Source organism: Paraburkholderia sp. J8-2, assembly GCF_905220195.1.
GTDB lineage: Bacteria > Pseudomonadota > Gammaproteobacteria > Burkholderiales > Burkholderiaceae > Paraburkholderia.
In genome coordinates, this window is record NZ_CAJMZA010000001.1 from 265647 (window position 1) to 288962 (window position 23316).

Sequence of the window (23316 nt, forward strand, 5' to 3'; positions counted from 1 at the left end):
TTCCGATTGAGGTACCGACGGCGCCCGCGATAAGCAGGCGCAGCGAGGCCGGGGCGCTACGCGAAAGCCGCCGTGGCCGACATCGCCAGTTCGCCCTGCGCGCCGCGCGCCCAGAGATCGAGCCCGCCCTCCGCTGCCGCGCGCCCTTCGAGCGAAAACGAGCGGTCGACGAATAGCGGGCTGACACCGCGAAAATCGAAGCGCGCGAGCCGCCGCCCGCCGCCATGCTCGACGGCGAACTGCTGCAGCAGCGTCGCGGTGAGCGGACCATGAACGACGAGACCGGGATAGCCCTCCTCGTCGCGCGCGTAGGTCTCGTCGTAGTGAATGCGATGGCCGTTGAAGGTCAGCGCCGAATAACGGAAGAGCAGCGTCGAATCCGCGCGGCAATCGCGCCGCCATTGCGCCTGCGCCTCGTACACAGCCGGTGCCGCTGCGTTCGCGCCGCCCGGCGGCGCGGCCTCGCGATAGACGATGTCCTGCTCCTCCTCGATGCACGGCAGGCCATCGCACGACGTGACGTGTCCCACCGTGACGAACCACAGCGTCCCGCGCTTGCCCGCCTTCTTCTCGACCTTGAGGATACGGCTCGTGCGCGTCGCGCCGGCATCGACAGGCAGGGGCTGCAGATAGCGGATGCGGCTGCCCGCCCACATGCGCCGCGGCAACGCGATCGGCGGCAGGAAACTGCCGCGTTGCGGGTGGCCGTCCGCGCCCAGGCCGCTGCGCCGCACGGCGGGATTGAAAAAGAGCCATTGCCAACCGGGCGGCAACGATTCGCCTGGCGTGGGCGCCGCGTCGAGATCGAGCGTGGCGGCCATGGCGCGCACAGCGCCCGCCTCGATGCGGGACGTGTGCACCTCCTCGCGGCCGATCCACGACTCGTAGACGTTCTCCAGTTCCACTTCGCTCATGAGAGCCTCGCGTCGAACACCTGCTCGGGATACGGCTTGAAATCGCGCACGAGCTTGAAGCCGTCGCTGGTCGCCTGAATGATGCCTTCCTGGCGCGCGCCGCGATGATCGCCGGGCTTGAAACTCACCCCCCGCGTGCCGCCAATGTTCTGATCGTGCATTGTCTCCATCACGTCGACGAGACTGGCGCGCGTGAGCGGCTTGCCGCTTTCGAGCAGCATGTTGAATGACTTCACGAACAGCATGCCGTTGCTCCAGCCGTTGAGGCCGAAAACGCCCACGGGGTCGCTCGCGTAGTACTTCGCGATGCTGTCACGGTAGGCCTTGATTTCGGCGTCGTTCGAGGTGACTGGCATGAGCCACGACGAGAAGTACACGCCGTCGAGCAACGATCCCGCGAGCTTGCGCGTGGTGGGATCGGCGGTGAAGAACGGCGCCATCCATTTCGCCTCGAAGCCGATACGGTCCGCCGATTTCAGCGCGGCGGCGAGATTCGAGTTCGATCCGAACAGAATGACCACGTCTGCCTTCGCGTTGACAAGACGGCGAATGTGCGGCGTGAAATCCGTATTTCGGACTTCGAACGGAATCGATTCGACGGCCTGCTTCTTCGCTCCTTCGAGGTACAGCTCGAAGCCGCGTTTGGCCGACCGGCCAAGCTCGTCGTTCTCCCACAGCAGCGCGACGCGGCTCACGCCGAGCGCCTTGAGCGCGTAGTCCGCGTTCGAGGCGGCGGACCAGCCGTAGTCAGGCAGGAGGGGAAACGACAGGCGCTCGGTGAAGAGCGCGCTCGCGCCGCCCACCGGGCCGACCAGGGGCAAGCCCACTTCCTTCGCGTAGGGAATCACGGCCTGGGTCTGCGCGGTGCCTACTGGCGCTGCGAGCGCGAAGATCTTGTTCTCTTCGACCAGACGCCGCGTCACGGCAACGCTGCGCGCAGGTTCGTAGCCGTCGTCGTAGACGACGTAGTTGATCTTCCAGCCCTTGAGCGCGTTGGTGTCGTTGGACCACTTGAAGCAGGCGTCGGTGGCGCGCGTGACGATCGCGTAAAAAGGCACCGGCCCCGTGATCGGAGTGAACGCACCGACCGTCACGGTCTTGCTGACGGGGTCGATGCCCGGCGTCGCCTGCTGGGCAAAGCTTAAACCGGGCAACCCGGCTGACACGGCTGCCGTACTGCTGAAGACAAAGGTTCTTCTGCGCATGGTCTCACCTGTTGGCGTCGTTAAGAATGCATTCTATAAAGTATTGAAGAACGTTCAAGTCAGGGTTTTTCCCGTATTTATGGCGTTTCACGGACTTCAAGCGGAATATAGAATGCATTCTTAGACGCCTTTCTCATCCCACCACCGAGAAACCCATGAGACACGCACCCCTCGCCGGACGACGCATCATCGAACTGGGCACCATGCTCGCCGCCCCTTTCGCCAGCCACATCCTTGCGCAGCTGGGCGCCGAGGTCATCAAGGTCGAGCCGCCCGCCGGCGACCCGACGCGCAGCCTCGTGCGCGGCGGCCCGAGCGGGACATTCATCGCCTATAGCCACGGCAAGAAGAGCGTGTGCCTCGACCTCGGCAAGCCCGAAGGCCAGGCGGCATTCATGAAGCTCGTGGCCCAAGCCGACGTGCTCGTGCACAATCTCGCGCCCAAAGCCGCGCGCAAGCTCGGCGTGACGCGCGAAGCGTGCCGCGCCGTCAATCCCGCGCTCGTCTACTGCCATATCCGCGGCTATGCGGCGGGGCCGCAGGCCGAAGATCTCGCGTCGAACCCCGTTGCCGAGGCCTCCACCGGCGTGATGGAGGCCAATCGCGTGAATGGCCGCCCAAGCCGCCTCGGGCCCTCGTATCACGATCAGTTTGCGGGCGCCTATGCGGTGATCGGCATCCTCGCGACCTTGCTCGAAGGTCGCGAACACGCGGACGGCGGTGAGCGCCACGTGGAGGTCGGGCTCTACGAAACGGGCCTGCATGTGGCGTCGCGGGATCTCGTCGGCGTGCAGTTGAAGACGCATCTGTTCGGCCGGCCCGAGCGCGAGCCGCACGGCGAATTCAGCATGCCGGGCTATGGCGCGTACCTCACGGCCGACGACCGCTGGATCTATCTGCTCATGCTCAACGACGCCCACTGGCGCAAGTTCTGCGAAGCGCTCGGTCTGCCGCAGGCAAGCGACGCGGCGCTCGCCACGCTGCGTCAGCGCAAGAAGGCGCGGGAGAGCGTCGAGGAGATCGTGCGCCACGCCGTGCGCGCCTGTGATTTCGACGACGTTGCCGCGCGCCTGAAGGCAATCGGCGTGGGCTGCACCGAGGTGTTGCCGCTCGAACGCGTGCTCGAAGCGCCGCAGGCGCATCAGCCGGGGAAACTGCGCGCGGTCGACTATCGCGGCTTGCCGTTCGACGTGCCCGAGTTTCCGCGCATGGCCGCGCAAGGCGCATCGCCCGGCACGCTGCCACCGCCGGAACTCGGCGAGCACACGCTCGAGGTGCTCGAAGCCGCCGGGCTCAGCGCACAGGAGTGCGCGGCGCTGCTCGCCTGCGGCGCGGTTGGCGTGCGTCAGGACGATTCGTTCGCCTGGGCGCCGGTTCGTCAGTCGGTATGACGCTTGCCGGGCACGCGCGGACGCGCAATGCGTCTGCGTGTCGCTTCGTTCTACGAAGTGACTTGTGGCGGCATGACTGTTCGCATCGGCCATTCGGGCATGTCCAGCAAAACGTTGCAAAGAAAAGAAACGCGCGCAAACACTGCGCGCCGTTGCGCGGCCGGAGCCGCCCTGCTACCGGATACTGCTTTGGGTCAAGGCGCCGCGCGGCTCGCGAGCGGCGCGCCCTCGCGACGCGTGCGCAGCAGCACGGCCGCCACGATCAACGTCACCACGATGAAACCCGCGAGCCCCAGCATCCCGCTCGCAAACGTGCCGGTTGCCTGCTTGAGCACGCCAACCGCATAGGGCGCGAGAAACCCGGCGATATTGCCGATCGAACTGACGACCGCAATGCCCGCCGCCGCCTCGGCTTGCGCGAGCAGCGTGGGCGTGAGCGCCCAGAACACCGGGAGATTGGCGAACGCACCGAAGCCGCCGGCAATCAGCGCGGCGAGCCGCACTGGCGGATAGTCGGTCAGCGCGACGACGATCAGCGCCAGCACCGCGACCATGCTGGGAATCATGAGGTGCCAGCGCCGCTCGCGCAGCCGGTCCGAGCGCGCGCCCCACCACAGCACGCCGATCGCCGCTGCGACGAACGGCAGCGCCGACATGAAGCCCACCGCCGTGAACGACGCGCCGAAAGCGCGCACGATCTGCGGCAGGAAGAAGGTCACGCCGTAGTTGGCCGCGACGATCCCGCAATACACGAAACCGAGCGCCCACACGCGCGGATTGCACAGCGCGCGCCACGCGCCCGCATGACCGTCGCCGGGCGGCAATGCGCGGCGCTCGTCGGCGAGGCGCGTGCCAAGCCAGCGGCGCTCCTCGTCGTCGAGCCAGGCGGCCTCGCTCGGCGAGTCGGCCAGCGTGCGCAGCAGCACGACGCCGAGCACGAGCGAAGGCACTGCCTCGATGATGAAAAGCCACTGCCAGCCGCTCAGGCCGCCCGCGCCGTGCAGGTTCAGCAGCAGGCCGGAAAGCGGCGCGCCGATGCCCGCCGAGGCCGGAATCGCCACGGCGAACGCGCCGATCATGCGTGCGCGGTGCGTGGCGGGAAACCACTGCGTGAGAAAGAACATCACGCCGGGAAAGAAGCCGGCTTCGGCCACGCCCAGCAGGAAGCGCAAGCCCATGAATTGCGGCGTCGTGCGCACGAAGGCGAACATCAGCGAAAGTACACCCCACGTGAGCATGATGCGCGCGAACCATCGGCGCGCGCCGAAGCGGCGCAGCGCCAGATTGCTTGGCACTTCGAACAGTACGTAACCCAAAAAGAAAATACCCGCCCCGGCGCCGAACACGGCGGGCGTGAAGCCCAGTTCCTCGTTCATTGAGAGCGCGGCGAAGCTGAGGTTCACGCGGTCGAGGTACGCCGCGAAATAGCACAGCATCAGGAGCGGCACGATATGCCGGCGAATCTTCGAAATGATCGCGGCTTCCTGTGAGGCCATTGTCATTGTCCGTCTCCTTGATGTCGGCGATACAACGAGAGTCAGTGTGCGCGATGCACTGCGCCGCCGCGAAAGCGGCGCGTGGCGCAAAGCTGTCTCAGTCCGGCTCGCTCACGTGCCGCTGTGGCGCGGGCGAGCCGACGCGCCCGTCCACGAGCTGCACGATCGCCGGGTGATAGTTCTGGCCGAAGCCCGCGTCGCGCGCACGGCACATGAGGTCATACGTGTAGTTCGCGATATGCGGCTCGAACCCCGCCTCCGCCGCGAGATTGAGCGCGAGCCCCGCGTCCTTGATCGCGTAGACGAGCGGGAACACCTTCTCGGGAAAGCTGTCCGGCACGAGCGACTTCATGCCGTGATTGCGCAGCACGAAGCTGTCCGCGGAGCCCTTCGAGAGCAGGCTGAAAAGCGTCTCGCCGTCGAAGCCCGCGCGCCGGCCGAGCGTGATGATTTCCGAAAGCGCGTTGACGGTCATGAACACCAGCATGTTGTTGAGGATCTTGATCGTCTGGCCGTTGCCGACCGGCCCGCAATGCAGCACGTCCGAGCCCATCAGCGCGAGCAGCGGCTGCACGGCCGCGAAGTCGGCCTCGGTCGCGCCCACCGAAATCATCAGCGTGCCCTTCACGGCGGCCTCGCGCGTGCGGGCCACCGGTGCGTCGATCAGCGTGATGCCGCGCTCGCCGAGCTTCTGCGCCAGCGCGCGCGTGCGTGCGACATCGCTCGTGCTCATGTCCACGATGGTTCGCAGGCGCTCGCCTGCGCTCGCGAGTTCGGCGCACACGCTCTCGACCTGATCGATCGAGGGCAGCGAGAGAAACACGATGTCGGCGGCGCGCGCCACTGCCGTCGGCGAAGCCTCCGCGGTGACGCCGTTCGCGACGGCTTCGGCGAGCGCCTCCTTCGACATGTCGAATGCGTGAACCGGCAGCGCCGACTTGCGCGCGAGATTCGCGCACATGGGGCCGCCCATCACGCCAAGCCCGATGAATCCGATACGGGTAATCGCGTTCATATGCCTGCTTCTCCTGTCATGCGTTCTGGCCGCGCGCTCACGTGCGGATCGCGAACGGGTCGCGCACGGCGCTCGAGTAATCGATCATCACGTTCTTCGTGGTCAGGTATTCGCGCAGCCCCGCTTCGCCGCGCTCGCGGCCGATGCCCGATTCCTTCATGCCGCCGAACGGCGCCTGCGCCGCGAGTGCGCGATAGGTGTTGACCCACACGGTGCCGCAGTTCAGCGCCTTCGACACACGCATCGCACGCGAAATGTCCTGCGACCAGATGCCGGCCGCGAGGCCATAGCGCGAGTCGTTGGCGAGTTTGATCGCCTCGGCTTCGGTGTCGAACGCAATGATTGCGAGCACGGGGCCGAAGATCTCTTCCTGGGCGAGTTCGCTGGCGTTGTCGACATCGGCGAAGATGGTCGGTTCGATGAAGAAGCCCTTGCCGAGCGCCGCGCCTTGCGCGCGCGCGCCGCCCGTGACGAGGCGCGCGCCCGCGGCCTTCGCCGCCTCGATGGCGGCGAGGATGCGGCGGAACTGCGGCTCGTTGGCCACGGTGCCCATTTCGGTGGCCGCATCGCACGGGTCGCCCATGCGGATGGCCCGCGCGCGTACGGCGAGACGCTCGACCACCTCGGCATACACGCCGCGCTGCACGAAGAGGCGCGAGCCCGCCACGCAGGTTTGCCCGGTCGCGCCGAAGATGCCGGCGAGCGCGCCCACCACGGCCTTGTCGAGATCGGCGTCGTCGAAAATGATGTTGGGCGACTTGCCGCCCAGTTCCAGCTTCACGGGGACAAGGCGCCGCCCCGCCGCCGCCGCGATCTCGCGGCCCACGTTGGCGCTACCCGTGAAGCTCACGAGCGCGATGCCGGGATCGTTCACGAGCGCGCGCCCGGTTTCGGCGCCACCGGTCACCACGTTGAATACACCCGGTGGAAATCCCGCCTCCTCGACCAGCGAGGCGAATTCGAGCGTCGACACCGAGGCGTGCTCGGACGGCTTCACCACCACGCAGTTACCCGCGGCGAGCGCGGGCGCGAGCTTGTTCGCGAGCAGCGAGAGCGGCGAGTTCCAGGCCGTGATGAGGCCCACCACGCCATACGGTTCGAGCGAAACGAAGTCGAGCGTATCGGCCTGATCGAGCGGAACATGCTGGCCGAACAGCTTGTCGGCATAGCCCGCGAAATAGCGCAACTGGCGTCCCACCCACAGCATTTGCGGGCGCGTCTCGCGGACGATCTTGCCATTGTCGGCGCTCTCGATTGCCGACATGCGGTCCGCATTGGCTTCGATCAGCGCGGCGAGCTTGAGCATGAGCGCAGCGCGCGCCACGCCCGAAGTCTGCCGCCAGCCGTCGTGAAACGCACGCGTCGCGGCCGCCACCGCGCGCGCGACGTCCGCTTCGTCCGCCTCGGGAATCTCGGCCCACACTTCGCCGGTATAGGGATTCACGCTCGGCAGCACGCGAGCGCTGTGCGCCTCGACACGCTGACCGCCGATATACAGCCGACACTTCCTGATATCCACATCGCCTCCTTGATCTGGCCGCGCGTCGCGCGCGCCGGGTGGTTGTGCGGTTTGCGCGGCGCGCTAACGGTCCACGAGCCGCGCCGGCAACGCGAGCGCGAGCAGCGCGCCGAGCGCCATGCATGCCGCGAGCAGATACATGGCCGGCGCGCTGCTATGCGTCGCCTCCTTGAGCCAGCCCACCGCGTATGGCCCGAGAAAACCCGCGAGATTGCCGATTGCGTTGATGAATGCGATACCGGCCGCCGCCGCCGCGCCGCCCAGGAACGCCGTGGGCAGGCACCAGAACAGCGGCAGCGTCGTGATGATGCCGGCCGTCGCGAGCGTCAGTGCACACATGGCGAGCGCTGTGTGGTTCGCCCAGAGCACGGCGAGCAGAAGCCCGAGCGCGCCCGCCAACGCCGAAGCCGCGACGTGCTTGCGGCGCTCGCAGCGGTGGTCGGCGTGCTTCGCCGCCGCCAGCATCGCGATCACGGCCGCGCCGAACGGAATCGCCGAGAGCAGACCGATCGTCAGCGGATCGGCCACGCCGGTGCTCTTGATGATGGTGGGCAGCCAGAAGCCCACGCCGTAGAGCCCCATCACGAACAGGAAGTGGATGAGCGAAATGAGCCAGACGCGCGGATTCGCAAAGAGCGCACGCAGGCAGACAACGGGTTTCGCCTGGGCGTCCGCGCGCAGATTGGCGAGCAGGAGCGACTTTTCGTCGTCGCTGAGCCAGCGGGCCGTTTCGATGCGCTCGTCGAGCTTCGCCAGCACGACGAAGCCGACAAGGACGGAAGGCAGCCCCTCCACCAGAAAGAGCCACTGCCAGCCGTGCCACTGGTTCACGCCGTCGAGCGTCTTGAGCAGCCAGCCCGAAAGCGGGCCGCCGATCAGCCCGGAGAGCGCCACGGCGGTGACGAGCCACGCCGTCGTCATGCCGCGCCGGCTCGACGGATACCAATACGTCAAATACAGGATCACACCGGGAAAGAAGCCCGCTTCGGCCACGCCGAGCAAGAAGCGCATCACGAAGAACATGCCCGGCGTGCGCACGAACATCGTCAGCGCCGAGACCACGCCCCACGTGATCATGATGCGCGCGATCCATACCCGCGCGCCGACGCGATGCAGGATCAGATTGCTCGGCACCTCGAAGAGGAAATAGCCGAGAAAGAACACGCCCGCGCCGAAGCCATAGACGGCGTCCGACAGCTGCAGGTCGGCGGCCATCTGCAGCTTGGCGAAGCCCACGTTCACGCGGTCGAGGTAGGCGACCACATAGCACAGCAGCAACAGCGGCGTGAGGCGCCACGCCACCTTGCGGTAAGTGGCCTGCTCCGAAATCGCGGTTGCGCGGCTGACGGGAATCGACAAGGGGCCGCTCGGGGTTGCCATGCTCATGTCTCCTGGCTCTGCACAAAGGCTCGGGCCAACGGACACACGCCGCTTGCCGAGGCACGTTCTTGTGGTTCTGATTCATTTGCCGCAGCGCACGGCCTTGCGTGCGTGGCGGCGGTGGCCGGATCGGTGCAAGGCTTCCGGCGCAGCAGGCTTACCCGCAGACATACCGGCGCGCGAACCGTGGCACACACAACGAATCGTCACTGCGCACGCTCGCCATGGCCGACGAGATGGCGAAAGCCTAGTCCTTTCCCCGACCCGTCATGTAGCCAGGGAATGTACTTACTGGAGTACTTGTGTATACAGTCGTATTCTGACTCGGACAATCAGGCGGTCTGCGTGTCGTCAGCGAAGTGCGCGGAAAGCGCGAGAAAAGCGTTTGGTTGCGCGCGAAACGATTGCCGGCGCCAGGCCGGACGAAACGCGCAGGCCATCATTCGGACCGACATCGAAACGCCAGCAAACGTCCCCACCGAGAGGAGCCCCGGAATGACCGACTATGACGTGATCGTGGTAGGCGCAGGCAACGCCGCACTGGCCGCCGCCGTATCGGCGCGCGAAAACGGCGCCCAACGCGTCGTCGTGCTGGAAAAGGCGCCGCGCGGCATGCGCGGCGGCAACACGCACTGGAGCGGCGGCGTGCTGCGCTTCGCCTTCGACGACCCGCGCGAGATCGGCCCGCTCCTGCCGGGCGTGGAAAAGGAGTTCGAGGACTTTTACGCGGGCATCCATCCTTACACGCGCAGCGACTTTCACGGCGACCTCATGCGCGTGACGAGCGGCCAGACCGACCCTGTGCTCTCGCGCGTGCTCGTCGACAATTCGAAAGACACCGTGTTCTGGATGCACGAAACCGGCCAGATCCGCATGGAGCCGGCCGTGAGCCTCACCGGCGTGCGCAAGGGCAATCAGATCATCTGGGCGCGCGGGCTCGTGGTGCGCGCCGAGCACGAGGGCGTGGGCCTGTCGCGCGGCTGGTTCGCGGCGGCGGAGCGACTCGACATCGAGGTGCGTTACGGCGCGGCCGTCACGGCGCTGCTGCAGGACGCGAGCGGCCGCGTGTGCGGCGTGCGCGTGCGCGACGACGAAGGCATCCGCACGCTCAACAGCCGCTCGGTGATCCTCGGCTGCGGCGGCTTCGAGGCGAACGTGCAGATGCGCACGCAGCATATCGGCCCGCTCGTGGGTGGGGCGAAGGTGCGCGGCACGCCGCACAACCAGGGTGATGGCTTGCGCATGGCAATGGAGATCGGCGCGATGCCGTGGGGCCAGTGGAGCGGCTGCCACGCCACGCCGATCAGCGCCGACTGGGGCAACTTCGCGCCGCGCGAAATGACCGACCGCAGCAATCGCCTGAGCTACCTCTATGGTGTGATGATCAACCGCAAGGGCCTGCGCTTCGTGGACGAAGGCGAGGACGGCGCGATGTTCACCTACGCGAAGTACGGCCGCGCGATTCTTGCGGAGCCCGGCGCGAAGGTCTATCAGCTGTTCGACTCGCAGACCGTGCATCTGCTGGAACCGCGCTACGCGACGAGCGAGCCGCTCAAGGCGGACACGCTGGAGGCGCTGATCGCCCAGCTCGACATCGATGACAAGGCGCAGGCGCTGCGCACCGTGCAAGCCTATAACGCCGCCGCGCACGACGCCTCGGACGGCTTCGACCCCACTGGCAAGGACGGACTCGCCACGCACGGCCTGAGCCCCGACAAGACCAACTGGGCGCTCAAGCTCGACAAGGCGCCGTTCTACGCGTACTCGGCCACGGGCGGCATCACTTTCACGTTCGGCGGCCTGAAGATCGACGAAGAGGCCCGCGTGATCGGCACGGACTGGCGGCCCATCGAGGGGCTCACCGCCTGCGGCGAGATGGTCGGCGGCCTCTTCTACGACAACTACCCGGCGGGAACCGGGCTCGTTTCGGGCGCAACGTTCGGGCGCATTGCCGGCCGCACGTCGGCGCGCTCGTGAACGCGCACAGCGAGGGCAAACCGATGACCGAACACGCACTCATTGCCGCCGCGCTGCCGCTGGCCCGGCGCATCGCGGCCTTCGACGCGCGCAAGGCCACACCGCACGCCCGGGCCGCGACGCGCGACGCCATCATCGAGACCGTCGGCGCGTTGATGAGCGGCGCGGGCAGCCCGGCAGCGCAGCGGCCCGCGCATACGTCAGGCGCGCTGGCCGAGGATGGGCCATGCCTCGTTGCGGGCACCGCGCGCCGCACAACGGCGCTCGACGCCGCGCTCGCGAACGGCGCGGCGGCAGCCGCCGGACAGCAGGGCGCGAGCACGGACAACGGCGAAGCGCACGCCGCGCGCTTCGCCGCGCTGTTCGCGCTGGCCGGCGCACGCAGGCTCTCCGGCGAGCGGTTCCATGCCGCGTGGCTTGCGGGCGAAGCGGCCGCCCAGGGGCTTGCAAGCGCTGCGCCGAACCTCGCGCCCATGCTCGCCACGACGCTTGCGACGGTCGCCGCGGCAAGCCATCTGCTTCGCTTCGACGCCTCGACGACGGCGGCAGCGCTCGCGCTCGCTCCTGGCGCAATGATGATGGATGAAGCCGACTTCGCAGCCGCAGCGCCCGACGAAGCACTCAAAGCTCCCTTGCGCGCCGGTCGGTGCGCGCGCGTGGCGCTCCATACGGTCGCGCTTGCGGAGCAAGGCGAGACAGCCGGGCCAACACCGCACGGCCCGCTGACCGACACGTTGACCGACGCATTGACGCGGGCCGCCGACGCCTTCGGCGAGCCGCGCCATGGCCCATCGAGCGCCGCGCCGCCCGCACACCATGACCGCTGCGACGCCTTCGTCGCGCGTTGCATCGCAACCATCGGCGCGTCCGAAGCGCTCGCGCTCTACGAACGCCTCGAAGCCATCGACGAAGCGAGCGACATCGCCCTGCTCGGCACGCTCATGGCGAGGCGCACGCTGCCGGGCGCCGACGCGGCGAGCGCACCGCTCGCACTGAGCACGACGCCCGGCGACGGTTCCGACGAAACCGCCTGGGTGCCCTGATCGCACGCCGGCACGCAAGGGCGCATAGGGTCATCGTGCCGTTCGGATTTTGCGTCGGCATGCTCACGCAGACTTTCGTTTCGCTGTGCTACGCATATACGCCGGAGCAATATCCCACCGATATCCGCAACACGGGAGCGGGCTTCGCGTATGGCGTTGGACCGCTCGCCAATGTCGGCAACGCGTTCATCGTTGCGGCGATCTTCACGCGCTTCGGCTATGTGTGGGTATTCGCGTATATCGCCGGGGCGTGGCTCGCGGTCGCAGCCGTCACGCTCGCATTCGGTGCGCGCACGACGGGGCGCAAGCTCGAAACGATCAACCCCGCGCTCGCTGGAACGCCGGACGAAACGCTCAGCACGGCGGCCAAACGGTTCCGAATCCTAACTGCCCGACTGGCCGCTCTCCGGGCCGAAAAGCATCTGCAGGCGCAGTTCGGTCGCGGCGGCGACGTGCGCCTGCGCGGCCTTTTCCGCGCCGTCCGCGTCGTGCCGCGCGATGCATGCAACAATCAGCTTGTTCTCCGCGAGTCCGCTCTTGATGCGGCCCGGCTGCGAATAGGTGGTCGTGCCGAGCAGCGCGAGCGCGTCGCCGAGCACACTGGCGGCCTTCGACAAATACTCGTTATGCGCAGCGGCCACGATGATTTCATGCAGACGCCGGTTCAACGCTGCTACTTCCTCCGGCACTTTCGTGCGCTCCAGTTGCGCAATGACCTGGTTCATCGAGAGCACTTCGATCGGCGAAGCCTGCTCGGCCGCGAAGCGGGCTGCCGCGCCAACCATGACCTTGCGCATCGCGTAAAGCTCCATGACCTGCCTTTCCGAAAGCTGCTCGACGACATAGCCCCGTGGCGGCGCGAAACGCACCATGCCTTCCGACTCGAGCCGCTTGAGCGCCTCGCGGACGGGGGTCCGACTCACGGCCAGACGCTCGGCTATATCGGTTTCCCGCAGCCGTGTGCCCGAACCGAGTTCGCGGTTGCGAATTTCCTGGCGAAGCCGGGTATAGACATATTGAGCAAGCGAGCCCTGACCGGCATCCGCCGGCGGCTCGATCTCGCGTAACGATGAATTGGATTTTTCGCTCAAGGACTCACCTTCGGCCTGTTGACTGCGGACCCGACTGGGTGCGTACCATTGTATACGCAAGTACCCAAAGTTAGATACCTGTACGCTGTCAGGACGAACGACATTGAGAACGTTCCCGCAGACAAGGTTGTGCGCCTCCAGGCCCTATCGGGAGACATCTCGAGGTGCGATGCGAAGTGTGTCAAAGTAACAACTCATTCTCGTGAGTGTCCCTACATGACCAGGTTACCAATTGCCCAGCGGTGGTTTGAACTCAAACGCATCAGCGATGACATCACCCTGTTTTGGGAACCCCACGTTGTGCCGCTGATGCGCTGCAATATCTGGCATGTGCGCGGCCGCGACCGAGACCTGATGATCGACACAGGGATGGGTATCGCTAGCCTACGCGATGCGGCAAAGCATCTGCTGCAGAACAACGTAACCGCCGTTGCGACGCATACACACTCGGATCATGTCGGCGGACATCACGAGTTCGACCACACACTGGTTCACGAATTGGAGGCAGAGAATCTGCGCTCGCCGCGCGAACCAGGCACCCTTCTGGCGTCGGTATTAGGCGACAAAGCCATTCGCCGGTATCGCGAAGCCGGGTATTCGTTCGACGGTGATTTGATCACGGCCCTTCCCGACGCTGATTACTCGATGTCTGACTATCGCGTGCGGGCCGCGACGGTCACGGAAATCGTCAAGGACGGGAACGTCGTTGATCTCGGCAACCGGAACTTTGAAGTTCTGCATCTGCCCGGCCACTCACCGGGCAGCATTGGCCTGTGGGAAGCGGCTACTGGCACTCTGTTCTCAGGCGATGCGATCTACGATGGCCCGCTACTGGATGAGATAAGCGGCGCTGATATTCCGACTTATGTGCGAACGATGAAACGCTTGCGTGAACTGCCCGTGCAAGTAGTCCACGCTGGGCATGATGGGAGCTTCGGGCGAGAACGACTGGTCGAGTTAGTCGATGCCTATCTGGCGAAACGTACCTGATCGCTCTTCGGGTCGGCGCTTCCGGCCATAGTGACTGGCTGGTTAGGGTCGGCTTATGCCGCCGCATAGACTCGCCTGGTGGCGGCCGATCTGGCGCACGCCGTGGGTCAAAGAACGACCATCTCCAGCCTTTCGTCGGCACATTTAGATGGACAGTCAAATGTCCGTTCTGCCCGCGTCAACGGGCGTTCGAGGTCCGCGCGCCCGCTCTCGCGGTATCGAGACACGGCGGGGCGTCGGTCCCTGGTCAGAGACCGTCGGTCTAAAGCGTTATCTATTCGCCATTGCTCGCCGACACTTTCTGCTCCACAGCCTGCATACGCAAAGGTCGAACACAACGCGGTGCTGCTGGCAAACGCGGCCTACAGGCTCAATGCCCCAGTGAACCGTTCAATATACCGATGCCATACCTGGTGGTCGATGCTTGAAACGTCGGTGCACCCAGTAATACTGCTCGGGAAACTTAACGACCTGTTCCTCAAGGAACGCATTCATGCGACGCGCGTCGACCATATCGCTCCCCGATGGGAACTCCGCGAGCGGCTCGAAAATTGTCAGCTTATACCCTTGATAATTCGGGAGCACCTCGGTCACGAAGGGAACAACCCGCGCGCGCGCCAGTCTCGCGATACGCGAAACGGCTGTGAGCGTGCAGGCGGGAACGCCGAAGAATGGGACAAATACGGAGTTGTCAACGCCTTGGTCCATATCCGCCGCGAGCATGACTGGTTTGCCGGAACGCAGCAATGCCACGATCTTTCTTGCACTGGTCGCACGCTCGATCATTTCCGCACCGAATCTCCCGCGTTGCCGCTTGGCCAGGTCACACAGGGTTGTGCTTGACATACGCGTATACAGAGAGGCGACGGGGAGGTGCGTCGAGTAGAGCATGCAGCCGACCTCAATGCCCACAAAATGAAAACCCATGAAGATGGTCGGCGGGGCTGCATCGTCATCGAGATCAATTTTGCTTTCGATCTGGACGATATCCCGGATCGACTGCGCACTGCCAAACCACTGGATGCCTCGCTCAAGATAGCTACGAACAACATGGCGGAAGTGAGCTCTGGCGAGTTTTTGATGTTCGCGGCTGGTCTTCTCTGGGAAGCAAAGACGCAAGTTCACCAGGACAATATGCTTGCGGCGACTCGGAAGCGCGTACAACGCAGTGCCGACAACCATTCCGAGCCTGGCGACAAATTTGTAAGGAAGGATGGAAAGCGTGCGTAGCAACGCCACGATGAGCACATGGCTGAGACGTTTCAAAGATTGTCCCTTATAGGCGGTGAAACCAGGAATGCGAAGTCAAATGCCAGGCAGGTGACCTTTCTGCTCGTCACCGCTCAATGGAAACGGTTTCGCTCAAGAGATCAACCGTGGAGCATACAGTCCCGGCGTGATCACCGGGCAACTGGGACGACTCGCGAAATTACCGACTCTAACAAACGGCTTCGGTGCGATCTATCCCAAAAGATCCTGGTGGTGAGTAGTCGCCGCTGGCACCGACGGCGCTTTCCCACAACTGAAAGGGGGTTCCTGCCTGCGGTGGTTATGCGAATGGCACTTCCGCGCCGCAAAGGGACCTTCGTTCTGCAAGACAGCGAACGACGGCTACGGGTCGACAAGCGCCCTCCGCGTCGCAGGAAACCATCACACACACATTTCCCCAAAACCGTCCTTTGCGCGCTTTGCCCGGCGCGCAACACCGCGTCGCCCTTTCTGGTTTTCGCGCCAACTGGATCCGGCTGACACAGGAAGCGCGCGCACGATGAGCAGATACGCCATTGCGCTAACCGGCCTTATCGCCGCCCCGAACGCCTGGCACGCGTGCTCCGAAAGGCGCTGGCGTTCCGTCTCACGCTACCGCCCCCAACGCCCGTCACTCGGACCCGTTTGCGCCATCCACGCCACTGGCAAGTACGCTCGGCGAAGACGTTGAGCGGGCGGCCGAATCAAGGTACCTGGGATTCGCTACCCGTGGACCGCGCCTCCGGCAATCTGGCCCCATGCTCTTCTGACCTGCATCCGCGGGGTCGCCGCAGACTGCGTCGCACGCTCCGCCCCCCAAATATTCTCTTTGACAAACACTCTTAAGATATATATCTTAAGACATGTTTTAAGACACCCTAGAGATAAGGAGGCCCTATGCGCCACCATCTGCACTTTGGTCATACCGGCCGGCACGGCCACGCCGCGCGCGATCCGCGCGCTTTCTTCGGCAGCCGTCACCCGGCCATGCAGGCGCTTCACGCGCTGCGTCACGCCATGGGCCGCCATCGCGGCGGCGAAGGTCCCGGCGACTTTGGCGACCGCTTCGGCGAAGGTTTCGGCCGCGGTTTCGGCGGTTTCGGCGACGGCGACGGTTTCGGCCGTGGCCGCAAGTTCAGCTCCGAAGACCTGCAGCTCATGCTGCTCGTGCTGCTCGCCGAGCGCCCGAGCCACGGCTACGAGCTCATCAAGGCGCTCGACGCGCGTTCGAACGGCTTCTACAGCCCGAGCCCCGGCATGGTCTATCCGGCCCTCACGTATCTGGAAGAACTGGGCTACGTGAGCGTGACGCTGGAGGGCAACCGCAAGCGCTACGAGCTTTCGCCCGAAGGCCGCACGTACCTCGAAACCAACCGCGAACGCGCAGACCTGATCCTCGCGAAGCTCACGCACTTCGGCCGCAAGATGGAAGTCATGCGCCGCGCGATGGCCGGCGAAGATCCCGCCGAAGGCAGCGGCTGGGTGCGCGAACTGATCGAAGCACGCCGCGCGCTCAAGCACGCACTGCTGCGCCGCACCGACGTCGCGCCGGAAGAGCAGCGCCGCATCGCCGCGATTCTTGCGCGCGCCACCCAGGAAATTGAAAACGGCAGCGAGGGCGAAGGCGTTTGACACGCCACATCGATTCGTCACGCGCCACGCGGCGGCCACGCCGCACCACCCCAACATCGGAGCCATACATGCAGAACCCGTCCCAACTCGAAGTCGTCCGTGTACGTCACCCGCTGAAGTTCCGACTGTTGCGCGTGGCGCGCGTCACCGCGCTCTCGCCCGCGCTCGTGCGCGTGACACTCACGGGCGACCTGAGCGACTTCGTCTCGGCGTCGTTCGACGATCACGTCAAGGTGTTCTTCCCCGCCGCTGGCGAAGAAAAGCCAGTAGTGCCAACTTTGGGTCCTGACGGCGTCGCCTACCCCGATGGCGTCGAGCGTCCCGCCATGCGCGACTACACGCCGCGCCGCTTCGATGCGCAAAGTAACGAGCTCGATCTGGAATTCGCACTGCACGAAGCCGGCCCGGCCACCGCATGGGCGGCACAGGCGCAGCCCGGCCAGTATCTCGGCGTGGGCGGCCCGCGCGGCTCCATGGTGATTCCCACGGGCTTCGACTGGCATTTGCTGATCGGCGACGAAACGGCGCTGCCCGCGATCCAGCGGCGTCTCACCGAACTGCCGCCCGGCGCGCGCGTGGCCGTAGTGGTCGAAGTGGCGAACCGCGCAGCCCGCATCGAGCTGCCCACCGAAGCCGACCTGTACGCCATCTGGTGCTATCGCGACGAAAGCGAGTCGGAGCATCCGCTCCTGGACGGCGTAGCCGAAGTGTGGCTGCCGCCCGGCGAGGGTTACGTCTGGGCCGCCGGCGAAGCCTCGGAAATCCGCGCGGTGCGCGCGCATCTGTGCAACGAGCGCGGCGTGGACAAGAAGCGCATCCGCGCCTCCGCCTACTGGCGGCGCGGCGCGCAGGCGGCGCACGAAACGATTGAAGACTGATCGATCCTGCTGGCGCGGCAACCCTGCCGCGCCTTTTTACTTTCAGGCTCCAAGCCAATACATGACCACTACTCTCACACCGCTACGCGAACGCACACTGCTCTGGCTGCTGGCGCTCACGCAGTTCACGGTCATCATGGATTTCATGGTGATGATGCCGCTCGGCCCGCAGATCATGCATGCGTTCGCGATCACGCCGGCGGCGTTCGCAACGGCCGTTTCCGCGTATTCGCTCTGCTCGGGTCTATCAGGACTCCTTGCGGCGACGTATATCGACCGCTTCGATCGCCGCCGTCTGCTGCAAGTGGCCTACGCCCTCTTCGCGCTCTCCAATCTCGCCTGTGCGCTCGCCACGAACTTTCATCTGCTGCTCGCAGCGCGCGCGTTCGCGGGCCTCACCGGCGGCATACTCGGCTCGATCGTGATGGCGATCGTGAGCGACGTGATTCCCGCCGCCCGGCGCGGCGCGGCCACGGGCATCATCATGACGGCGTTCTCCATTGCGGCCATTGCGGGCGTGCCGGCCGGCGTGCTGCTCGGCGCGCATTACGGCTGGAGCGCGCCGTTCCTGCTGCTCGTCGCGCTCTCCGTGGCGATCTGGCTCGCGGGCTCGCGCGTCGTGCCTTCGCTCACCGAGCATCTCGGCCAGCGCACGCCGCTCGCGCAAGTGCTGCCGAATCTCTGGCAGCTGCTTACGTTGCCGCGCCATCTGAAGGCCTTTGCGCTCACCTTCACGATGATGGCCGGGCACATGCTCGTGATCCCGTTCATCGCGCCGATGCTCGTCGGCAATCATGGCGTCGCGCCGCAGCAGCTCTCGTGGCTCTACATGGCGGGCGGCGCCGCGACGTTCATGACCTCGCGCGCGGTGGGCCGTCTCGCGGACCGCTACGGCAAGCGCCGCGTGTTTCGCGTGATGGCGCTCGTCTCGCTCGCGCCGGTGCTGTTCGTCACGCATCTGCCCACGTTGCCCTTCTTCGCGCTCGTGGCGTTCTTCGCGCTCTTCATGATCTCGATGTCGGGCCGCATGGTGCCGATGCAGGCGCTGCTCACCACCATTCCCGAGCCTGCGCGGCGCGGCGCGTTCCTGAGCGCCAACAGCGCGGTGCAGGCGCTCGGCACGGGCATCGGCGCGTGGCTGGGCGGCCAGTGGCTCACGAATGGCGCGCACGGCGCGATCATCGGCTTTGGGCAGAACGGCTGGATCGCGGCGGCGCTCACATGCGTGGCGGTGCTATGGGTTGCGCGGGTGCGGGGAGCGACGGAAGACGCGCCGAATGACGTAGCCGCGCCTGCGGCAAGCGTCGCACCAGCGGCTGTGAAATCCTGAGCCACAAAAGAAAACCGGTTCACAGCCGTGGCGCGCCTTATGAGCGCGCCACGCACCGTGAACCGGTCGTGCTTCAGGTAGAAAGCGGATGAAGCAGCGGGCCAAGGGTATGGCCCGCGTGAAGCGCGGGCCCCGACCGGCCGATCGGGTACTCGCGCTTCGTCGCTCCACGAGGGAGCGAGCCAGTGATGCTTAGAAGCGGTGACGCAGACCCACCGTTGCGGCGACCTGGTTCTGCGAGGTCGACGGCGACAGCGTGTTGATCATCGCCACGTTCGCGCCGGCGTCGCCGAGGCTGCCCGAAGCGTGCTGGTACACGGCGCCAGCGTACACGTCGGTGCGCTTCGAGAGCGAGTAGTCAGCCGTCAGCGAAACCGTGTGCCACTTCGGATCGCCCGAACCGTTCGAACCCGTGACCTTGCCGTCCGTGAACGTGTACGACGCGTTCAGGGCGAGAGCCGGCGTGAGCGCGTAGGCGCCGTTCAGCTCGAAGTTGTCCATGTGCAGGTTCGTGCCCGACGGGATCGAGAACGTGTTGCCGCCCTGGCCGCCAGCGATCAGGTTTTCGTACTGCGTGTGCGTCCACACGAAGCCGACCGTTGCCGGGCCGTAGTTGTAGTTCACGCCTGCGCCGAACGTGCGTTGCGTTTGTGCCGACAGATTGAAGTTGTTGCCGTTCGAAGCCGAATTCGCGCCGTTGGCGTTCGTGTTCGTCGGCGAGTTGTTCATCTGCAGGTAGGCAGCCGCGAAGTTCAGCGGGCCGTTGCCGTACGATGCGCCCGCGCTCCATGCGCGGTTGTTCGCGAACTGGCCGGCGTCATTGCTGAAGCCGTACATGCCGCCGAACTTGAAGCCCTGGTAGTTGACGCTCTGGTACTTGACCGCGTTCTTGATCGAGAACGAGTGGTCGAGGTTGTCGTTGTCGAACGGGTGAGCGGCGAGGTTGTTGCCGTAGCCCGAGCCGGTTTCCGACAGCGGAGCGAGGTAGTCGACCATCGAGTCGTACTGGCGGCCGAGCGTCAGCGTACCGAAGCGGTCGCTCTGCAGACCGACGAACGCCTGACGGTTGAACATCGTGCCGCTCTCGGTGTCCTTGCCGTTGTTCAGGTTGAAGCCGTTTTCCAACGTGAAGATCGCGTGCAGACCGCCGCCCAGGTCTTCGCTGCCCTTCAGGCCGAAGTACGTGTCGCCAACGGTGCCGCTACCCTGGTTCCATGCGGCGTGGCCGCCTGCATTGTTCGCATAGACGATACCCGCATCCAGTGCGCCGTAGAGAGTAACGCTGCTTTGTGCGTGAGCGGAGGCTGCGAAAGCGCCGAGGACGCCCGCGATAATCAAAGTATTCTTCATGACTTTCCTTATGACATTCAGACCGCGCTGAAGCGGCTCCGGGTATTGGAGCCACACCGGCAATCCCGGGCGAAGTCTACGTGTCAAAGGCTTTAAATCGCCTTGGCAAACGCTGTAACAGATATTTGCTAAATCTGGAAATATCGAAAGAAAATTCCGTAAGTGCCTGTTGTAAATGGGAAATACGGAGTAATGCACCGATCAGCCTGAATAGGCCGTGTGGCAATCACGCGACGCCCGGATCGGCACTGGAATTCGATTATTGTGGAAATCGGCTTAATTGCCGGGTATTTCTGGCAATTAAAATTTCCTTGATGAGTTGAACTTTATCACGACAATACCAGTCATATCGCGCGCGTGCATTATTTCCATATACGGCGATTATTATTGCGTGAAATCGCGATTATCAAACGAGACGTTTTCGGCCTCCTCTATGGCGCCCGTCATTCCCCTCGCGCGGCACGCGCGCGGGCGCGAGCGCGCGCATCCGTTAAAATCCCGGAACGCTCGCGCGCATTGCGCGCGCACCACCCGCATCGACGCCACTTCTACCGAACGGCCGCGTCGCCCTCACCCGTCCGGCGCGAGACCCCGTCATGACAAACAAAGCCACTGCAACGCCCTTTAGCGAGCTGCCGCTCGCGCCCGCCACGCTCGCCAACCTCACGCGCCTCGGCTACGTCGACATGACGCCGATCCAGGCCGCGAGCCTGCCCATCGCTTTCGCGGGCCACGACCTGATCGCCCAGGCCAAGACCGGCAGCGGCAAGACGGCCGCCTTCTCGCTCGCGCTGCTCTCGCGTCTCGACGCGCGCCGCCAGGACGTGCAGGCCATGATCCTCTGCCCCACGCGCGAACTGGCCGATCAGGTCACGCAGGAGATCCGCCGCCTCGCGCGCGCCGAAGAAAACATCAAGGTGCTCACGCTGTGCGGCGGCACGCCCATGCGTCCGCAGGCGGCAAGCCTCGAACATGGCGCGCACATCGTCGTGGGCACGCCTGGCCGCATCATGGACCATCTGGAGCGCGGCAACCTCGCGCTCGGCGCGCTCAATACGCTCGTGCTCGACGAAGCCGACCGCATGCTCGACATGGGCTTCTTCGACGACATCGCCACCGTGGCGCGCCAATGCCCGAAGGAGCGTCAAACGCTGCTCTTTTCGGCGACCTACCCGGAAGGCATTACGAAGCTGAGCCAGCAGTTCCTTCGCAATCCGAAGGAAGTCAAGCTCGAAGAACATCACGACGACAGCAAGATCCGCCAGCGCTTCTATGAAGTCACGGAAGACGAGCGCCTGCACGCCGTGGGCATGCTGCTCAATCACTACCGGCCCGTAAGCACGCTCGCGTTCTGCAACACGAAGCAGCAATGCCGCGACCTGCTCGACGTGCTGCGCGCGCAGGGCTTTCACGCGCTCGCGCTGCACGGCGAGCTCGACCAGCGCGAGCGCGACCAGGTGCTGATCCAGTTCGCCAACCGCAGCTGCTCGGTGCTCGTGGCCACCGACGTGGCCGCGCGCGGCCTCGACATCGCGCAGCTCGAAGCCGTGATCAACGTGGACGTGACGCCCGACCCCGAGGTGTACGTGCACCGCATCGGTCGCACGGGCCGCGCCGACCAGGACGGCTGGGCGCTCAGCCTCGCGAGCATGGACGAAATGGGCCGCGTGGGCGGCATCGAGCAGGCGCTCAAGCGTGAAGTCGAGTGGAGCCCTCTCGCGGAACTGAAGCCCGCCAGCAACGAGCCGCTGTTGCCGCCGATGGAAACGCTGCAGATCCTCGGCGGGCGCAAGGAAAAGATCCGTCCCGGCGACGTGCTGGGCGCGCTCACCGGCGAAGCGGGCTTCAGCGGCGCGCAGATCGGCAAGATCAACGTGACCGATTTTTCGACCTACGTGGCCGTGGAGCGCAGCATCGCGCGCGACGCGCTGCGCAAGCTCAACGCGGGCAAGGTCAAGGGCAAGAAGGTCAAGGCCCGCATGATGGACGAATAAGCCCCCGTACACGCTGACGAATCATCCGCGCCGGGTGCGCACGCCGTTTGCGCACCCGCCATGCACTGCGCCCCAGTGACTCCGCGCTCAACCGGATCAGGAAAGCCATGAAACAAACGCTCAAAATCGATTTCGTCTCCGACATCGCGTGCCCGTGGTGCGCGATCGGCCTCTCGTCGCTGAATCTCGCGCTCGAGCGTCTGCGCGACACCGTCGATGCGCAGATCGTCGTGCATCCGTTCGAACTGAATCCGCAGATGGGCCCGGGCGGCGAATCCGTGGTCGAATATCTCGGCAAGAAGTACGGCCGCACGCCTGAGCAGATTGCCGAGACGCAGGCCATGATCCGTGAGCGCGGCGCGAGCGTCGGCTTCGCGTTCGGGCCGCGCGAGCGCATCTACAACACGTTCGACGCGCATCGCCTGCTGCACTGGGCCGGCATAGAAGGCAAGCAGCTGCCGCTGAAGCTCGCGCTGTTGCGTGCGTATCACGGCGAGGGCAAGGACACGAGCGACCACGCGGTGCTCGTCGCGGCGGCGCAGTCCGTGGGGCTCGACGCGGACAAAGCGCGCGAAGTCCTGCAAAGCGGCCAGTACGCCGACGAGGTGCGCGCCGAAGAGCACGAATACCAGGCGGCGGGCATCCAGTCGGTGCCGGGTATCATCTTCAACCAGCAGTATTTGATCAGCGGCGGCCAGCCCGTCGAAACCTTCGAGCAAGCCATCCAGCAAATTCTGGACGAGAGCGCCAAGGCCTGAAGCCCCCGCGCGGCGTGGCCTCGCGCCCGCGAGAGCCGCGCTTTCACCGCTCGCGGCGCCGCCGTTCAGGCGCCCGGCAAACCGCCGATGCCGGCCGCCCGCTCG

Annotated in this window: 18 protein-coding genes and 1 pseudogene; 10 read left to right on the top strand and 9 right to left on the bottom strand. The window is 65.4% G+C overall.

What is annotated here, in order from left to right; translation table 11 throughout:
• Positions 1-56: 56 nt before the first annotated feature.
• Both U5A52_RS01170 and U5A52_RS01175 read right to left on the bottom strand, forming a co-directional pair.
• Positions 57-914, bottom strand: a complete 858-nt coding sequence (locus U5A52_RS01170; protein WP_321933487.1) for an FAS1-like dehydratase domain-containing protein — start codon at positions 912-914, stop codon at positions 57-59.
• The gene (locus tag U5A52_RS01175; RefSeq protein ID WP_321933488.1) at positions 911-2119 is read right to left on the bottom strand and encodes an ABC transporter substrate-binding protein; all 1209 of its coding nucleotides are present in this window, start codon (positions 2117-2119) and stop codon (positions 911-913) included. The genes U5A52_RS01170 and U5A52_RS01175 overlap by 4 nt, the downstream gene beginning before the upstream one ends.
• Before the next feature lie 155 nt (positions 2120-2274).
• Between U5A52_RS01175 and U5A52_RS01180 the strand changes: the two genes are divergently transcribed.
• On the top strand, positions 2275-3510 hold the full coding sequence (locus U5A52_RS01180) for a CaiB/BaiF CoA-transferase family protein (protein ID WP_321933490.1): 1236 nt from the start codon (positions 2275-2277) through the stop codon (positions 3508-3510).
• Positions 3511-3704: 194 nt separating this feature from the next.
• Here U5A52_RS01180 and U5A52_RS01185 read toward each other — a convergent pair whose 3' ends face one another.
• The 4 genes from U5A52_RS01185 to U5A52_RS01200 form a co-directional block, all read right to left on the bottom strand.
• Positions 3705-5012, bottom strand: a complete 1308-nt coding sequence (locus tag U5A52_RS01185; protein ID WP_321933492.1) for an MFS transporter — start codon at positions 5010-5012, stop codon at positions 3705-3707.
• Between the two features lie 91 nt (positions 5013-5103).
• A complete protein-coding gene (locus U5A52_RS01190; RefSeq protein WP_321914489.1) occupies positions 5104-6021 on the bottom strand; it encodes an NAD(P)-dependent oxidoreductase in 918 nt (305 codons plus the stop codon).
• Positions 6022-6058: 37 nt separating this feature from the next.
• A complete protein-coding gene (locus U5A52_RS01195; RefSeq protein ID WP_321914488.1) occupies positions 6059-7540 on the bottom strand; it encodes an aldehyde dehydrogenase in 1482 nt (493 codons plus the stop codon).
• Positions 7541-7603: 63 nt separating this feature from the next.
• Complete coding sequence (locus U5A52_RS01200) at positions 7604-8920, bottom strand: MFS transporter (protein ID WP_321933494.1); 1317 nt, start codon at positions 8918-8920, stop codon at positions 7604-7606.
• A 495-nt stretch (positions 8921-9415) separates the two neighbouring features.
• Here U5A52_RS01200 and tcuA point away from each other — a divergent pair, with 495 nt between their 5' ends.
• From tcuA to U5A52_RS01215, 3 genes and pseudogenes are all read left to right on the top strand, one after another.
• Positions 9416-10897, top strand: a complete 1482-nt coding sequence (gene tcuA, locus U5A52_RS01205) for an FAD-dependent tricarballylate dehydrogenase TcuA (RefSeq protein WP_321933496.1) — start codon at positions 9416-9418, stop codon at positions 10895-10897.
• A 23-nt stretch (positions 10898-10920) separates the two neighbouring features.
• On the top strand, positions 10921-11940 hold the full coding sequence (locus tag U5A52_RS01210) for an MmgE/PrpD family protein (protein WP_321933498.1): 1020 nt from the start codon (positions 10921-10923) through the stop codon (positions 11938-11940).
• Between the two features lie 59 nt (positions 11941-11999).
• Positions 12000-12254, top strand: a pseudogene (locus tag U5A52_RS01215) (MFS transporter); the annotation flags it as partial.
• Between the two features lie 69 nt (positions 12255-12323).
• Here the strand turns inward: U5A52_RS01215 and U5A52_RS01220 are convergent.
• On the bottom strand, positions 12324-13031 hold the full coding sequence (locus U5A52_RS01220) for a GntR family transcriptional regulator (protein WP_321914484.1): 708 nt from the start codon (positions 13029-13031) through the stop codon (positions 12324-12326).
• Between the two features lie 216 nt (positions 13032-13247).
• Between U5A52_RS01220 and U5A52_RS01225 the strand changes: the two genes are divergently transcribed.
• Positions 13248-14021 carry an MBL fold metallo-hydrolase gene (locus U5A52_RS01225; RefSeq protein ID WP_321914483.1) on the top strand — a complete coding sequence of 258 codons (774 nt, stop codon included), beginning with the start codon at positions 13248-13250 and terminating at the stop codon, positions 14019-14021.
• Between the two features lie 390 nt (positions 14022-14411).
• Here U5A52_RS01225 and U5A52_RS01230 read toward each other — a convergent pair whose 3' ends face one another.
• The gene (locus U5A52_RS01230) at positions 14412-15287 is read right to left on the bottom strand and encodes a lipid A biosynthesis lauroyl acyltransferase (protein ID WP_321914482.1); all 876 of its coding nucleotides are present in this window, start codon (positions 15285-15287) and stop codon (positions 14412-14414) included.
• 879 nt (positions 15288-16166) lie between these two features.
• On the opposite strand from U5A52_RS01230, the gene U5A52_RS01235 reads away from it, so the two are divergent.
• The 3 genes from U5A52_RS01235 (at position 16167) to U5A52_RS01245 (ending at position 19109) form a co-directional block, all read left to right on the top strand.
• On the top strand, positions 16167-16901 hold the full coding sequence (locus U5A52_RS01235; protein WP_415773347.1) for a PadR family transcriptional regulator: 735 nt from the start codon (positions 16167-16169) through the stop codon (positions 16899-16901).
• A 68-nt stretch (positions 16902-16969) separates the two neighbouring features.
• Positions 16970-17779, top strand: coding sequence for a siderophore-interacting protein (locus tag U5A52_RS01240; RefSeq protein ID WP_321933500.1), 810 nt, complete (start codon positions 16970-16972; stop codon positions 17777-17779).
• A gap of 61 nt (positions 17780-17840) precedes the next feature.
• Positions 17841-19109 carry an MFS transporter gene (locus U5A52_RS01245; RefSeq protein ID WP_321933502.1) on the top strand — a complete coding sequence of 423 codons (1269 nt, stop codon included), beginning with the start codon at positions 17841-17843 and terminating at the stop codon, positions 19107-19109.
• Positions 19110-19301: 192 nt separating this feature from the next.
• On the opposite strand, the gene U5A52_RS01250 is transcribed toward U5A52_RS01245, so the two are convergent.
• The gene (locus U5A52_RS01250) at positions 19302-20459 is read right to left on the bottom strand and encodes a porin (RefSeq protein ID WP_321909233.1); all 1158 of its coding nucleotides are present in this window, start codon (positions 20457-20459) and stop codon (positions 19302-19304) included.
• Between the two features lie 596 nt (positions 20460-21055).
• Here U5A52_RS01250 and dbpA point away from each other — a divergent pair.
• The gene (gene dbpA, locus U5A52_RS01255) at positions 21056-22453 is read left to right on the top strand and encodes an ATP-dependent RNA helicase DbpA (protein WP_321909235.1); all 1398 of its coding nucleotides are present in this window, start codon (positions 21056-21058) and stop codon (positions 22451-22453) included.
• A 107-nt stretch (positions 22454-22560) separates the two neighbouring features.
• Entirely contained in the window at positions 22561-23211 is a 651-nt protein-coding gene (locus tag U5A52_RS01260) for a DsbA family oxidoreductase (protein WP_321933505.1), read from the top strand.
• The last annotated feature ends 105 nt before the right edge of the window (positions 23212-23316 follow it).

Excerpts from the sequence above, each read along its gene's own strand:
- U5A52_RS01235 (WP_415773347.1), top strand. The coding sequence starts at position 16,167 with ATGCGCCACCATCTGCACTTTGGTCATACCGGCCGGCACGGCCACGCC.
- U5A52_RS01250 (WP_321909233.1), bottom strand. The coding sequence starts at position 20,459 with ATGAAGAATACTTTGATTATCGCGGGCGTCCTCGGCGCTTTCGCAGCC.
- U5A52_RS01185 (WP_321933492.1), bottom strand. The coding sequence starts at position 5,012 with ATGACAATGGCCTCACAGGAAGCCGCGATCATTTCGAAGATTCGCCGG.
- U5A52_RS01190 (WP_321914489.1), bottom strand. The coding sequence starts at position 6,021 with ATGAACGCGATTACCCGTATCGGATTCATCGGGCTTGGCGTGATGGGC.
- dbpA (WP_321909235.1), top strand. The coding sequence starts at position 21,056 with ATGACAAACAAAGCCACTGCAACGCCCTTTAGCGAGCTGCCGCTCGCG.
- U5A52_RS01175 (WP_321933488.1), bottom strand. The coding sequence starts at position 2,119 with ATGCGCAGAAGAACCTTTGTCTTCAGCAGTACGGCAGCCGTGTCAGCC.
- U5A52_RS01245 (WP_321933502.1), top strand. The coding sequence starts at position 17,841 with ATGACCACTACTCTCACACCGCTACGCGAACGCACACTGCTCTGGCTG.
- U5A52_RS01200 (WP_321933494.1), bottom strand. The coding sequence starts at position 8,920 with ATGGCAACCCCGAGCGGCCCCTTGTCGATTCCCGTCAGCCGCGCAACC.
- U5A52_RS01170 (WP_321933487.1), bottom strand. The coding sequence starts at position 914 with ATGAGCGAAGTGGAACTGGAGAACGTCTACGAGTCGTGGATCGGCCGC.
- U5A52_RS01240 (WP_321933500.1), top strand. The coding sequence starts at position 16,970 with ATGCAGAACCCGTCCCAACTCGAAGTCGTCCGTGTACGTCACCCGCTG.
- tcuA (WP_321933496.1), top strand. The coding sequence starts at position 9,416 with ATGACCGACTATGACGTGATCGTGGTAGGCGCAGGCAACGCCGCACTG.
- U5A52_RS01180 (WP_321933490.1), top strand. The coding sequence starts at position 2,275 with ATGAGACACGCACCCCTCGCCGGACGACGCATCATCGAACTGGGCACC.
- U5A52_RS01260 (WP_321933505.1), top strand. The coding sequence starts at position 22,561 with ATGAAACAAACGCTCAAAATCGATTTCGTCTCCGACATCGCGTGCCCG.
- U5A52_RS01225 (WP_321914483.1), top strand. The coding sequence starts at position 13,248 with ATGACCAGGTTACCAATTGCCCAGCGGTGGTTTGAACTCAAACGCATC.
- U5A52_RS01210 (WP_321933498.1), top strand. The coding sequence starts at position 10,921 with ATGACCGAACACGCACTCATTGCCGCCGCGCTGCCGCTGGCCCGGCGC.